Here is a 13,286-nt window from a genome sequence, read left to right as displayed (position 1 = left end):
ATGGGTTTTAACGCTAAGAATCTGCCTATTAAAGTGGTTAATTGTCAGGGCACTGATTTACTTCCATAGAGATTTTCTTTGAATTTGATTCATAGCAATTTCCCAGTGGGGAGCAGAAGCAGGCGGAAATTGAAAGGTTCCATCTTTCTTGATTAATTTTTTCCCATAGTTCAGAAGTTGCAGTGCCACGACTTAAAGAATAGAAAGGGTACTCCGACTGTGAGGGAATGATAACTTCATTTATTTCTGAAGAGCTTTGAAAGCCTTCGTCAAGGGGTGGGTGGTGATTTTTATAGTTTCTATTAAATTTATTTTTCATCATTTTATGCTCTTCCTGACAGCAGGCGCGCAAAAAATCATGGGTGCTTGAGTATTCTACATTTTTATATTTAAAGCTAACGGATTTTAGGATGGCAGGGCCGGCCCCAGCATTGCGAAAGCCAAATGTAATTTTGCTTTGATTGCTCTCCTCGTCATAGTTGCCATGGCTGAACTGAATAACAGGCATTGTCATTATTTTGACTTGTTGATTGGCAGCTCTGGCTTGTAAATAGGTGGCATAGAAGGATGCCAGAGAAATCATAATTGCACTTACTGCGATCACTGAGTTTAAGCGGTCGCGATTGAATAACTTCATATCTTGTCGCACCTACCTACTAGTTATTTTTAAGTGAATTGAGCAAGAAAGGATGCCGGTCTATAGATTGGCATCCTTTCCTATTCAATTAGTTCAGCATGGTTTTAAGAAAGCGCCCGGTATGGGAAATGTCCATTTCTGCAACATCCTCAGGTGTCCCCGTGGCAATAATTTGCCCGCCGCCAGAGCCACCCTCCGGGCCCAGGTCTACAATCCAGTCTGCAGTTTTGATCACGTCCAGATTGTGTTCGATCACTACGATGGTATTGCCGTGATCGCGCAGGCGATGCAGAACATCCAGCAGTAATTGGATATCGGCAAAGTGCAGGCCGGTAGTCGGTTCGTCGAGGATGTACAGGGTTTGCCCAGTGTCTCGTTTGGATAGCTCGCGGGAGAGTTTTACCCGTTGGGCTTCACCACCTGAGAGAGTGGTGGCAGCCTGGCCTAGCTTGATATATGAGAGGCCGACATCCATTAGGGTTTGCAACTTCTTCGCGATTGCGGGCACAGGGTCAAAGAATTCCCGTGCATCTTCCACGGTCATTTCCAATACTTCGTGGATATTCTTGCCCTTGTAGTGTACCTCCAGGGTCTCGCGGTTGTAGCGCTTGCCGTGACAGGTATCACAGGGTACATAGACATCCGGCAAAAAGTGCATTTCTACCTTAATCACCCCGTCGCCCTGGCAGGCTTCACAGCGCCCACCCTTGACGTTAAAGCTGAAGCGTCCAGGTTTATAGCCCCGTGAGCGGGCTTCCTGGGTGCCAGCAAACAAGTCGCGAATTGGGGTAAAAATACCGGTATAAGTTGCCGGGTTTGAGCGAGGAGTGCGCCCGATAGGACTCTGATCAATATCCACGCATTTGTCGAAGTGCTCCAGACCGTGTACTTCTTTATAGGGAGAGGCCTTAAGGGTTGTTGCTTTGTTAAGTGCAGTGGCGGCAAGTGGATAGAGTGTTGTATTAATCAGGGTGGACTTACCAGAGCCCGATACACCGGTTACACAGGTAAATAATCCTACTGGGATCTCCAGATCGACGTCCTGTAAATTATTTCCACTGGCCCCTTCGAGGCGCAACAAATAGTCCGGGTCGGGTACGTAGCGTTCTTCCGGTACGGCAATTTTCGTTTTGCCGGAGAGGTACTGACCGGTTAGGGATTTCTTGCATTTGGTAATTTTATCGGCGGTACCCGCTGCCACGACTTCTCCACCATGGACTCCGGCACCGGGGCCAATATCGACGATAAAGTCGGCACTGCGAATGGCATCCTCATCGTGCTCCACCACAATAACCGTGTTGCCGATATCGCGCAGGTGGGTAAGGGTGTTGAGCAGGCGCTCGTTGTCCCGCTGGTGTAGGCCGATAGAGGGCTCGTCGAGAATATACATTACGCCCACGAGGCCGGCGCCGATCTGGCTGGCGAGGCGAATGCGCTGTGCTTCGCCGCCGGAGAGGGTTTCTGCACTGCGGTTTAGGTTTAGGTAATTCAGGCCGACATCGACGAGGAAGCGGAATCGATCGCGAAGCTCTTTGAGAATCTTATCGGCAATCTCTTTCTGGGCGCCTTTAAAAGCCAGCTCATGGTCGAAATACTCGAACGCATCGCCTACAGGCAGCTCAGTAATTTGCGCCAGGGTGCGGTTATCCACAAAGACATGACGGGCCTCGCGGCGCAGGCGGGTACCGTGGCACTCTGGGCATTTTTGTGTACTCAGATACTTGGCTAACTCCTCCCGTACCGATTGGGACTCGGTATCCCGATAGCGGCGTTGGAAGTTGGGGATAATGCCCTCGAAGGTGTGCTGGCGCACGGTGACATCGCCGCGATCATTGACGTAGCTGAAGTCTATCTCTTCGTCGCCACTGCCCTGCAGGATAACCTTGCGGTGGGCTTTGCGTAATTTTTTCCAGGGCTTATCCAGATCGAAACCGTAGTGCTCGGCGAGGGAGTCGAGCATGTGGTAATAGTAAATGTTGCGTCTGTCCCAACCGCGAATGGCGCCCTCGGAAATACTGCTTTCCGAATCGATAATTACCTTGTCTTCATCGAAGAACTGTTTGACGCCCAGGCCGTCACAACTGGGGCAGGCACCCGCGGGGTTGTTGAAGGAGAACAGACGCGGTTCCAGCTCATCCAGTGAGTAATCACAGACGGGGCAGGCGTGGCGGGCAGAGAAGAGGCGATCTTCCTGGTCTCCATCCATAAAACTGATGGAGGCGATACCGTCGGTGAGATTCAGGGCAGTTTCGAAGGACTCCGCCAAACGCAGTTGCAGGTCCTCACGCACCTTAAAGCGGTCTACCACCACCTCAATGGTGTGCTTGCGGCGCTTATCCAGCTTGGGGGTGTCGTCCAGGTCACAGATAACTCCGTCGATCCGTGCTCGCACAAATCCGTCCCGGCGCAATTGTTCAAATACGTGCTGGTGCTCACCCTTTCGATCGCGAACTACCGGCGCCAGCAACATAATCTTGCTGCCTTCCGGTAAAGCCAGTACCTGATCCACCATCTGGCTGATCGTCTGGGCTTGCAGGGGTTCGTCGTGCTCGGGGCAGCGGGGTTCTCCAACCCGGGCAAATAGCAGCCGTAGGTAGTCATAGATCTCTGTGATGGTACCTACAGTGGAGCGGGGGTTGTGAGAGGTGGACTTCTGCTCGATTGAAATTGCCGGTGATAGCCCCTCGACGGTATCCACATCCGGCTTTTCCATCATCGACAGGAATTGACGGGCGTAGGTGGAGAGTGATTCCACGTAGCGGCGCTGTCCCTCTGCGTAGAGGGTGTCAAAGGCCAGGGAAGATTTGCCGGAACCGGACAGGCCGGTGATAACGATCAGTTTATCGCGGGGAATGTCCAGATCGATATTCTTCAGGTTGTGGGTGCGAGCACCCCTTACATAAATCGTGTCCACGCTCTACCTATATGCTGCTAATACTGGGCCGGGCCTCGGACTTGCTCCGCGCGGGGCGATCACAACTGCGGTGCCGGAAAAACAGTCAAGTATAAACTCGCCACCTGATGTGCGAAAATTGTCTTTCGCAATACCCGACATTCAGGCAGATAGCATTCGATGATTCCTGTGATTCTCTGTGGTGGCACTGGCTCGCGCCTGTGGCCACTCTCTCGCGAGGCCTACCCTAAACAGTTCTTACCCCTTATCGGTGGTGAAACGATGTTACAGGCAACCGTAAGGCGCCTGGAGGGCATTGAGCCATTACAGGCGCCGATCCTGGTATGCAATGAAGAGCATCGTTTTGCCGCTGCCGAGCAATTGCAGGAAATCGGCCACGGTGCCCAGTCCATTTTGCTGGAGCCCTGCGCGCGGAATACTGCACCGGCTATTGCCTTGGCTGCCCTGGCAGCACTGGAGTCAGGAGCTGACCCTTTGCTGCTGGTATTACCGGCAGACCACGCCGTTTCCGACGAGGCAAATTTTCAGGAGTCTGTAGAGTCGGCCCGAGCCCTGGCTGAGCAGGGGCATCTGGTCACCTTTGGTATTGTGCCGACCCGGGCGGAGACCGGCTACGGCTACATTCGGCGCGGGGATAAATTGGCGGAAACTGCTTGGAAAGTGGCGGAGTTCGTCGAAAAGCCGGACACTGAAACTGCTGAATCTTACCTGGCATCCGGGGATTACTCCTGGAACAGTGGCATGTTCCTGTTCCGCGCCTCCCGCTATCTGGAGGAGTTGGAGCGGTACCGTGCAGATATTCTCGCAGCCTGCGGCAATGCCTATAAGAGTGCCGCGAGGGATCTGGATTTTACCCGGGTGGATAGAGAGGCTTTTGCAGCCTGCGCAGATGAGTCTGTGGATTACGCAGTGATGGAGCCGACTGAATCCGCTGCAGTTGTACCAATGGATGCGGGTTGGAGCGATGTGGGCTCCTGGCAGGGGCTGTGGGAGCTGGCAAAACGCGATGCCAATGACAATTTGCTCCAGGGTGATGTGTTGCTAGAAGACTCCCAGCGCTGCCTGGTGCGTGGTGAGAGCCGCTTGGTCAGCCTTCTCGGTGTATCCGACCTGGTGGTTGTCGATACTGACGACGCGCTTCTGATCGCAGACCGGCAGCGGGTCCAGGAAGTCAAAAAACTGGTCAGTAACCTCAAGAGCACTGGCCGCAGTGAGGCCCAAAGGCACCGCAAGGTATATAGGCCCTGGGGCTACTACGACTCGATTGATGCGGGTCCACGCTTTCAGGTGAAGCGTATTGTGGTGAAGCCGGGCCAGCAGCTATCCCTGCAGATGCATCACCACCGCGCTGAACACTGGGTTGTGGTGCAGGGAACTGCGAAAGTTACCCGGGGTGAAGAAGAGGTCCTGATAACCGAGAACCAATCGACTTATATCCCCCTGGGGGTGGTCCACCGTTTGGAGAACCCCGGTACGATTCCCTTGGAGCTGATCGAGGTGCAATCCGGCAGTTATCTCGGGGAGGATGACATTGTCCGCCTCGATGATGAGTACGGTCGTAACTAGTTGTGGATAAAAGTTGTGCTGTTTCCCCTACAGCCGGGAGGCGGCTCACTGTACAATGCGCGCCCTATTTGATGCTGTTCCGGGATTTGCATGAATTCCATTGAGCGCCGCGCCCTGGGTGGGCTGGCTTCCCTGTATGTCTTTCGTATGCTGGGCCTGTTTATGGTCCTGCCGGTTCTCACTGTGTACGGCGAGGGCTATCGTGATAGCACGCCCATGCTGCTGGGGCTGGCAATGGGTGCCTATGGCCTGAGTCAGGCGATACTCCAAATTCCTCTGGGGCTCCTGTCCGATCGTTGGGGGCGCAAGCCGGTCATTTATACCGGCCTTGCACTGTTTGCCCTGGGCAGTGTCATCGCTGCGCTGACAGATTCGGTTTACGGCCTTATTGTGGGGCGGGTACTGCAAGGTTGTGGTGCTATTGCCGCTGCTGTGATGGCGCTGGTTGCCGACTTAACCCGCGATGAAAAGCGCGGTATTGCGATGGCGATTATCGGAGCGTCTATTGGCGTTGCATTTATGCTGGCGGTGATCCTGGGGCCGGCGCTGGCCGGTGTGGGCGGCTTGCCGGCAATTTTCTGGGTCACTGCTGGATTAGCACTGCTGGGTGGATTATTGGTTTGGCGCCTGGTGCCGACTCCGGAGGCGGCTCGGCGGCCCGCGGTTTATGGCAGTGGTTTTCGTTCGGTAGTTAAAAGTGGTCTTGTTTGGCGCTTGGTTTCTGGGGCCTTTTTCTCCCACTTGTTGCTCACGGCATTGTTTGTCGCCTTGCCATTGGTGCTAGTCGATAGATTGGATTGGCCGGCGAGCGAACACTGGAAACTGTATGGGCCGCTAATGCTCGGCACCTTCCTGGTGATGTTGCCAATGATGAGGGCGGCAGAGAAAAGTGATCGGGTGCCTTTTGCGCTTAATTTTGCTTGTTTAGCTTTGATCGGTGGCAGTGCGGCCTTGTTGTCTGCAAGCACCTGGGTGCTGGTAGTCTTGCTGGCAGTGTTCTTCACCGGTTTCAACCTGCTTGAAGCCCTGTTGCCGGCGCAGCTAACCAGGAAGGCTCCGGCGGAAGCGAGAGGTGCAGCTACGGGGCTCTATGCGACTTTACAGTTCTTTGGCACCTTTGTCGGCGGTAGCCTGGGTGGCCTGCTGTTCGGTCTGGGGGGCGCTTCCGCAGTTGCTGCTCTGGGCTTGGCGGTGCTGCTGCTATGGATGTTGCTGTGGTGGGGTTTGCGCGAGAGAGCGTGAAGGTAGCGCTTACTAACACTGAGCCGCTATTGTATCCTACTGGATAAAAATACAATATTTACCGATGGTGCAATGTAGCACTGACGGTATTTCATAACACTTGATAGATTAATTGATTGTTTAAATAGTTTATTGCCCCGGGTGGAGCCCGGGTTGACGAGAGGAGAGGGCCATGGCCAGGGGTATTAATAAAGTAATTCTGATCGGTAATCTGGGGAATGACCCGGAAACCAAATATATGCCGAGTGGCGGTGCTGTTACCAACATCAGCCTGGCTACCAGTGAGAGCTGGAAAGACAAGCAGACTGGCCAGCAGCAGGAGCGCACTGAGTGGCATCGCGTAGTATTTTTTAACCGCCTGGCTGAGATCGCCGGTGAGTACCTGCGCAAGGGGGCCAAAGTTTATGTAGAGGGCTCTCTACGCACCCGTAAGTGGCAGGATAAGAATTCCGGCCAGGACCGCTACACCACTGAAATCGTTGCCAGCGAAATGCAGATGCTGGACGGTCGCGGTGAGCAGGGCGGCTTTGGTCAGGGTATGGGTGGCGCTGGAATGGGCGCAGCCGCAGGTGGCCAAATGGGTGGCGGCCAGCCGATGGGTGGTTCCAGCGGTTTTGACCAACAGGGCGGCCAGGAGGCATACGGGCAGGGGCGTACCGCTCCCTCACCGATGGCACCAGCTAACCAGCAGCCCCAGCAACAGCCGAACCAAGGTCCTGCCGGTGGTTTCGATAATAGCTTTGATGACGATATCCCGTTCTAAGAACTGGATTTACCAGTGTCTGAATTGAATACAGGTTATATGCCGGATACCGTCGCCATTATCACAGCTGGTAATGAGATTGATGGTGCGCTGCAAAAAAGACTGCAGCGCGCAGGCTTTCGCATACAGCAGTTGACCCCTGGGGAAATCGATCAATTGAGACCGGGCTCAATTGTGATTAATGCCTCCGCCTGTGCCGACAATCGAGGCATGCCGGAGTCACTGCTGGTGAGTAAGCGGCTTTGTGCTGCACCCTGTGAATATATTATTCACCTCTCATCCTACCAAGTTTTTTCTGGCGGTGAGCGCCGCCGCTATGACGAGGATGAGCCCGCAGAACCACAGTCCCCGAGTGGACGCGAATGGCTGGCCTGCGAAGATGCCTTTAATGGGCTGCAAAACCTGACGATTTTGCGTTTTGGCTGGATGGTGGATAGTGGTCAGGATGCCTTGTTAGGGCGTATTTTACGCAACTTTGTGTCTGGGGAGCCTTTAGCCCTGGATGGAAGGAACAGCGGCAACCCAGTAACAGTGGTGGATATGGCTCGTGTCGCAGTGGCGGTTGCCCAGCAGCTCGCTAGCGGGGCTAAGGCAGGAGGTGTTTACCACTACGGTAGTTCTGATAGCTGCACAGCGATGGAGTTTGCCCTGGAGGTGGTCGAGCGCGCCCAGGCTTTTTACGATGAAGAGCGCTTTGCGCAATTTACTTCATTAGGGGATGAGGCAGAAAAGCGGGATCGCAGCATAGTACTTTCATGTGGCAAGCTGCGAGATGTCTTTGGTGTTCAGCAGCGGAGCTGGAGACAGGGACTGACACGCCAGGTTGAGCTGTGGTTGGAGCGCTTGCACGCGACTCCGGAATAGTTTGGTTTCTGTTGTGCAGTCAATAAAAAGGGCGCCTCGCGGCGCCCTTTTTATTTCGATTAGATTTTATCGAATATCAGGCAAGCATTAGTTCCGCCAAAGCCAAAGCTATTGGACATAGCCCGTTTGACTTCAGTCTCACGCAGCTGGCGGACAAGGTCCATGCCTTCCGCAGCGGGGTCGAGGTTCTCTACATTGGCTGATGCAGCAATAAAGTTATTCTGCATCATCAGCAGGCTGTAAATGGCCTCCTGAACCCCTGCAGCTCCCAGAGAGTGGCCTGTCAGAGATTTGGTAGAGGCGAATGCCGGAACGGTATCCCCGAAGACTTCGCGCATGGCTTTCAATTCGGCGACATCGCCTACGGGTGTAGAGGTGCCGTGGGTGTTGATATAGTCCACGCTACCCTGCAGGCCTTTGCCGTCCATACCGGCCAGAGCCTGCTGCATACAGCGGGTGGCGCCTTCACCGCTTGGGGCAACCATATCGTAACCATCGGAAGTTGCGCCGTAACCGGTCAGCTCCGCATAGATGGTCGCACCGCGAGCCACGGCGTGCTCCATTTCTTCGAGTACCAGACAGCCACCACCACCGGCGATCACAAAGCCATCGCGATCGGCATCGTAGGGGCGTGATGCTTTTGTCGGAGTATCGTTATATTTGCTTGAGAGGGCGCCCATAGCGTCAAACAAGTGAGTCAAACTCCAGGCTAGTTCCTCACCACCGCCAGCAAACACTACATCCTGCTTACCCATCTGGATAAGCTCAGCTCCGTTTCCTATACAGTGGGCACTGGTAGCGCAAGCGGAGGAAATACTGTAGTTCACCCCTTTGATTTTGAATGGAGTGGCTAAGCATGCGGAAACGGTACTGTTCATTACCTGGGGCACGCGGTAGGCGCCTACACGGCGAACACCTTTTTCCTTCAGAGTATGTGCAGCGTCAATAATCTGCTGAGTGGATGTGCCGCCAGAGCCCATCACGATACCCGTGCGCGGATTAGATATCTGCTCCTCCTGCAGGCCCGACATCTCGATTGCTTCACGCATGGCAATGTACGCATAGGCTGCAGCGTCGCCCATAAAGCGAAGTTGCTTGCGATCGATATGCTCTTTGAAATCGATGTCCACAGGCCCAGCCACATGGCTGCGCAGGCCGAGCTCCTTATACTCTTCTTGGAAGCGGATGCCGCTTCGACCAGTTTTCAGTGACTCGGTGACTTCTTTAGTGTTGGTACCGATACAGGAAGTGATACCCATTCCGGTAATGACGACCCGACGCATAGTGATCTCCAGCATAGCTTGTCGGCAGAGGACTGATGGTTTCTACCGGTATTAGTCTTAAACGAGTTTAAAAATTGTCCGTACGGGTAAATAAGCCTACGCGAAGATCCTTTGCTGTGTAAATTTCTCTTCCATCCACAGAGACACTGCCGTCGCCAATACCCATAACAAGCCTGCGCTCAACAATCCGGCTCATCTGAATATGGTAAGTCACCTTCTTGCTGGTGGGGAGGATCTGGCCAGTAAATTTAACTTCACCACAGCCCAGTGCGCGACCGCGGCCGGGGTTGCCTTTCCAGGCAAGGAAATAGCCCAGCAGCTGCCACATGGCGTCCAAGCCTAGGCACCCAGGCATTACGGGATCGCCGGGGAAATGGCAGTCGAAGAACCATAGATCGGGGTGAATGTCGAGCTCAGCGATCAACTCTCCCTTGCCGAAAGCACCACCTTCCTTGGATATATGGGTGATACGATCGAGCATCAACATATTGGGAGCCGGCAACTGGGCGTTGCCTGGGCCGAACATCTCGCCACGGGAGCAAGTCAGGAGCTCCTCTCTGGTATACTCACTTTTTTGTACAAAATTACTCATCATTTCCCCGTTAGTGGGTGGTTATGCAATTGAGATTGGACACTTTTGCAAGAGCGGGCATTCTAAGGGCTGTGCGTTGCTTGTCCAGTCGGTCAAGACGCTTTTTGTGACTGGCGTGAGAATTGTCTTCACAAATCCCACCTATTTAGCGTATTAATTCCTCAACATATTCGTATAGTTTTGGTGTTTATCCTCGGGGAATTCACATTTTGGGCCAAGTTTAACGTTATCAAGTGTAAGTGCTTGCATTGCGACGCTATGATAAGTTGCCAGCCCTGCGCGGGGTGCGCTGTTTTAAATTGATTGGGGGAGCAGAATGCTCAAGAAATGCCTATTTCCTGTTGCCGGTTACGGCACTCGTTTTCTTCCTGCCACCAAGGCAATGCCGAAAGAAATGTTACCGCTGGTGAATAAGCCATTGGTTCAATATGGCGTTGAAGAGGCTATAGAGGCAGGGCTGACTGAGATCGGTTTTGTCACAGGACGAGGCAAGCGCGCGATTGAGGATCACTTTGATACCAACTTTGAGCTGGAACACCAGATCGCCGGTACCGGTAAAGAACGTTACCTGGACTCAGTGCGCAAAGTGATCGATAAGGCGAGCTTTTCTTATACGCGTCAGGGCGAAATGAGAGGCCTGGGTGACGCTATTTTGCAAGGTCATCGTCTGGTTGGTGACGAACCCTTTGCCGTCGTGTTGGCTGATGATCTGTGTCTAAATGAAGATATGGGTGTTTTGGGGCAAATGGTTCAGCTTTACAAGCAATTCCGCTGCAGTATTGTTGCGGTGGAGGAGGTGCCGAAGGAGCAGATCCATAAATTTGGTGTGATCGGTGGTAATGAGATTAAGCCTGGTCTGTATCAAGTCACTGATATGGTTGAGAAGCCTGCAGCGGAAGATGCCCCTAGTAATATGGCGATTATTGGTCGTTATATCCTGACACCGGATATCTTTGATCTGATCCGAGATACTCCTCCAGGCAAAAATGGTGAGGTTCAAATTACCGATGCGCTGATGGCGCAAGCTCAGCAGGGCTGTGTATTAGCCTATGCCTTCAAAGGTCGCCGCTTTGACTGTGGTTCTGTAGAAGGCTTTATTGATGCTACTAACCACGTTTACGAAAATGTGTATTTGCCAGAGCAGGCTGCTGAGGAGAAAAGCAAGTGAGTGAGCTGACTTGCTTTAAGGCTTATGACCTTCGCGGCCGTGTTCCCGATGAACTTAATACCGATGTTGCATATCGAGTGGGGCGTGCCTTTGCCCAGTTCCTGAATGCTCGTCGAGTAGTTGTTGGGCATGATATTCGGCTTACCAGTGGCGAGCTGACAGATGCGCTGGTCAATGGATTGCGAGATGCGGGTGCCGATGTTTTCCATATCGGCGAGTGCGGTACAGAAGAGGTCTACTTTGCCAATTTCCACGGGGACTTTGATGGCGGTATTTGTGTTACTGCTAGTCACAATCCTATGGACTACAACGGCATGAAGTTTGTCCGTGCAGGCAGTAGTCCAATCAGTGGTGATACCGGTCTACTGGATATTAAGCGCTTGGCAGAAGAAAACAACTTTGCTCCGGTTGAGCAAAGAGGCACTTTGCAGCGCTTTGAACACCGCGCTGATTTTGTGCAGCACTTATTGGGGTATATCGATAATACTGCATTGAAACCATTAAAATTGGTGGTTAATGCCGGTAATGGTGGTGCGGGGGCGGTTGTTGATGCGCTGGCCCCACACCTGCCATTTGAGTTTGTGCGAGTTCACCACAAGCCCGACGGCAACTTTCCCAACGGTATTCCCAACCCAATTTTGCCAGAAAACCGCAATTCTACTGCCGAGGCAGTGCGGGCAAGCGGTGCTGATTTTGGTATAGCCTGGGATGGTGATTTTGATCGCTGCTTTTTCTTCGATGAAAGTGGTGATTTTATTGAAGGTTACTATGTTGTTGGTTTGCTGGCAGAAGCTTTCCTGGCAAAAAACAGCGGTGCCAAAGTTGTTCATGATCCACGCCTGCTCTGGAATACCGAGGATATTGTCCGCGCTGCTGGTGGAGAGCCGGTACAGAGTAAAACCGGTCATGCCTTTATTAAAGAGCGCATGCGCAAGGAAGATGCCATTTATGGCGGTGAAATGAGTGCGCATCATTATTTCCGGGATTTTGCCTACTGCGATAGCGGTATGATTCCATGGTTATTGGTTGCTGAGTTGGTAAGTCGCAGTGGTAAATCGCTGTCACAGCTTGTTGGTGAGCGCATGGCTGCTTTCCCCTGTTCGGGAGAGATTAACTCTAAGGTTCAGGATGCTGCAGCACTGTTAAAGGCGGCAGAGGAAAAGTATGGACCTGCAGCTGACAGCGTTGAGCACGTGGATGGGTTGAGTATCGCTTACCCCGAGTGGCGTTTTAATTTGCGTATGTCAAATACTGAACCGGTTGTTCGCTTGAATGTTGAATCCCGGGGAAGTGAGGAATTAATGCGGGAGAAAACAGAGGAGCTGCTTAAGCTTATCGGTTGATACTCGTTTTTTAATATTAAAAAGCCCCGCAACTGCGGGGCTTTTTGGTTTGGGGGTACTCAAAGTTATTTATCTGGTTTTATGGAAGAAATTATAAGAGTCGGGTGACAGCTTGGATGGGGCCTTTGGGGGTCTTTACGTGTTGAGCGAAGATTTGCCACTGGTTCTTAACCCGTACTCCAATAACATAGGCGTAGTCTGTGTAGATGTGATGGTGGGGCTTTAGCGTTGAGCGCCCAAGGGATTTTGTGACGTTACCTAAAAACCTGAACTTTCCCCGGTTGATAATTTCATTGTGTGTGGCCTTGCCATTGAGTCCTTGCTTTTTCCTTGGGCGAACATGAGCAACGGCCGGCATATTTGCATTGCGCCCGCCAATACAGAAACAGCAGTCACTGAGTTGCCCGGTAATCATAATGTCGGCACCGCTGCGCATTTGGTAGGGTTCAAGGCGATCTAGGGCAAGGTCTTCATCCCAATCGATCATGCGAATATGGTGGACTTTGATTGTTTGTGGATCTTCGATAAAGACCCCTTGGCGGTGGAAAGCAAAAATTTCATTGGGGCTATCGATACCAGGTGCGCCCATGCCCATGGTGTAGGTCCCGAATTGATAATCCATGACTCCAGTATCTTTTGTACCGGTAATTCTCACCAGGTTATTTTTTAAGAACATTTCAGGGTAATTTCTAAGCTGATAAAGCGCAGTAGAGCTTCTCATGTGCTGATCTCTCTATACCAATTATATTTTTCTCGTTATTTTTGCTCCTGAGGAATTGGTGTTGGCGCTTGAAATAACAAGAGGAACAATCGTACCCAGTGTTGAAGGGGCAGAGGAAAATAGATACGAATAAACTTTGGAGTCCAGTCAGGGTTGGTAGCTGTTCGAGGGGAAGGGAACTGCGTTGTTTCAC

11 protein-coding genes are annotated in these 13,286 nt (G+C 52.4%); 6 read left to right on the top strand and 5 right to left on the bottom strand.

Annotation, left to right across the window (positions count from 1 at the left end; genetic code table 11):
* Positions 1 to 37 precede the first annotated feature (37 nt).
* Both ACJJIL_RS19565 and uvrA read right to left on the bottom strand, forming a co-directional pair.
* On the bottom strand, positions 38 to 637 hold the full coding sequence (locus ACJJIL_RS19565; protein WP_445360585.1) for a hypothetical protein: 600 nt from the start codon (positions 635 to 637) through the stop codon (positions 38 to 40).
* 88 nt (positions 638 to 725) lie between these two features.
* Positions 726 to 3,551: an excinuclease ABC subunit UvrA gene (gene uvrA / locus ACJJIL_RS19560; RefSeq protein WP_445360584.1), complete on the bottom strand. Its 2,826-nt coding sequence runs from the start codon at positions 3,549 to 3,551 to the stop codon at positions 726 to 728.
* A 159-nt stretch (positions 3,552 to 3,710) separates the two neighbouring features.
* Between uvrA and ACJJIL_RS19555 the strand changes: the two genes are divergently transcribed.
* From ACJJIL_RS19555 to ACJJIL_RS19540, 4 genes are all read left to right on the top strand, one after another.
* Complete coding sequence (locus tag ACJJIL_RS19555; RefSeq protein ID WP_445360583.1) at positions 3,711 to 5,117, top strand: mannose-1-phosphate guanylyltransferase/mannose-6-phosphate isomerase; 1,407 nt, start codon at positions 3,711 to 3,713, stop codon at positions 5,115 to 5,117.
* A 90-nt stretch (positions 5,118 to 5,207) separates the two neighbouring features.
* Positions 5,208 to 6,359, top strand: a complete 1,152-nt coding sequence (locus tag ACJJIL_RS19550) for an MFS transporter (RefSeq protein WP_413664292.1) — start codon at positions 5,208 to 5,210, stop codon at positions 6,357 to 6,359.
* A gap of 172 nt (positions 6,360 to 6,531) precedes the next feature.
* Positions 6,532 to 7,122 carry a single-stranded DNA-binding protein gene (gene ssb, locus ACJJIL_RS19545; RefSeq protein ID WP_445360582.1) on the top strand — a complete coding sequence of 197 codons (591 nt, stop codon included), beginning with the start codon at positions 6,532 to 6,534 and terminating at the stop codon, positions 7,120 to 7,122.
* Positions 7,123 to 7,137: 15 nt separating this feature from the next.
* Entirely contained in the window at positions 7,138 to 7,986 is an 849-nt protein-coding gene (locus ACJJIL_RS19540; RefSeq protein ID WP_444918925.1) for a sugar nucleotide-binding protein, read from the top strand.
* 59 nt (positions 7,987 to 8,045) lie between these two features.
* Here the strand turns inward: ACJJIL_RS19540 and fabB are convergent, their stop codons facing one another.
* Together fabB and fabA are read right to left on the bottom strand one after the other, a co-directional pair.
* The gene (gene fabB / locus ACJJIL_RS19535) at positions 8,046 to 9,269 is read right to left on the bottom strand and encodes a beta-ketoacyl-ACP synthase I (protein ID WP_413664294.1); all 1,224 of its coding nucleotides are present in this window, start codon (positions 9,267 to 9,269) and stop codon (positions 8,046 to 8,048) included.
* A gap of 67 nt (positions 9,270 to 9,336) precedes the next feature.
* Positions 9,337 to 9,861 carry a 3-hydroxyacyl-[acyl-carrier-protein] dehydratase FabA gene (fabA, locus tag ACJJIL_RS19530; protein WP_108731685.1) on the bottom strand — a complete coding sequence of 175 codons (525 nt, stop codon included), beginning with the start codon at positions 9,859 to 9,861 and terminating at the stop codon, positions 9,337 to 9,339.
* Between the two features lie 316 nt (positions 9,862 to 10,177).
* Here fabA and galU point away from each other — a divergent pair, with 316 nt between their 5' ends.
* Together galU and ACJJIL_RS19520 are read left to right on the top strand one after the other, a co-directional pair.
* Positions 10,178 to 11,029 carry a UTP--glucose-1-phosphate uridylyltransferase GalU gene (gene galU, locus ACJJIL_RS19525; RefSeq protein ID WP_444914821.1) on the top strand — a complete coding sequence of 284 codons (852 nt, stop codon included), beginning with the start codon at positions 10,178 to 10,180 and terminating at the stop codon, positions 11,027 to 11,029.
* On the top strand, positions 11,026 to 12,372 hold the full coding sequence (locus ACJJIL_RS19520; protein ID WP_445360581.1) for a phosphohexomutase domain-containing protein: 1,347 nt from the start codon (positions 11,026 to 11,028) through the stop codon (positions 12,370 to 12,372). The genes galU and ACJJIL_RS19520 overlap by 4 nt, the downstream gene beginning before the upstream one ends.
* Positions 12,373 to 12,463: 91 nt before the next feature.
* On the opposite strand, the gene ACJJIL_RS19515 is transcribed toward ACJJIL_RS19520, so the two are convergent.
* Positions 12,464 to 13,093 (bottom strand): hypothetical protein, encoded by a 630-nt coding sequence (locus ACJJIL_RS19515; protein WP_445360580.1) that lies wholly within the window; start codon positions 13,091 to 13,093, stop codon positions 12,464 to 12,466.
* Positions 13,094 to 13,286 lie beyond the last annotated feature (193 nt).

The organism is Microbulbifer maximicatervae (SeqCode), assembly GCF_052468095.1.
This window is presented reverse-complemented; position numbering and strand designations above follow the sequence as displayed.

Coding starts and splice junctions, on each gene's coding strand:
- ACJJIL_RS19550 (WP_413664292.1), top strand. CDS start 5,208: ATGAATTCCATTGAGCGCCGCGCCCTGGGTGGGCTGGCTTCCCTGTAT.
- galU (WP_444914821.1), top strand. CDS start 10,178: ATGCTCAAGAAATGCCTATTTCCTGTTGCCGGTTACGGCACTCGTTTT.
- fabB (WP_413664294.1), bottom strand. CDS start 9,269: ATGCGTCGGGTCGTCATTACCGGAATGGGTATCACTTCCTGTATCGGT.
- ssb (WP_445360582.1), top strand. CDS start 6,532: ATGGCCAGGGGTATTAATAAAGTAATTCTGATCGGTAATCTGGGGAAT.
- ACJJIL_RS19555 (WP_445360583.1), top strand. CDS start 3,711: ATGATTCCTGTGATTCTCTGTGGTGGCACTGGCTCGCGCCTGTGGCCA.
- fabA (WP_108731685.1), bottom strand. CDS start 9,861: ATGAGTAATTTTGTACAAAAAAGTGAGTATACCAGAGAGGAGCTCCTG.
- ACJJIL_RS19515 (WP_445360580.1), bottom strand. CDS start 13,093: ATGAGAAGCTCTACTGCGCTTTATCAGCTTAGAAATTACCCTGAAATG.
- ACJJIL_RS19565 (WP_445360585.1), bottom strand. CDS start 637: ATGAAGTTATTCAATCGCGACCGCTTAAACTCAGTGATCGCAGTAAGT.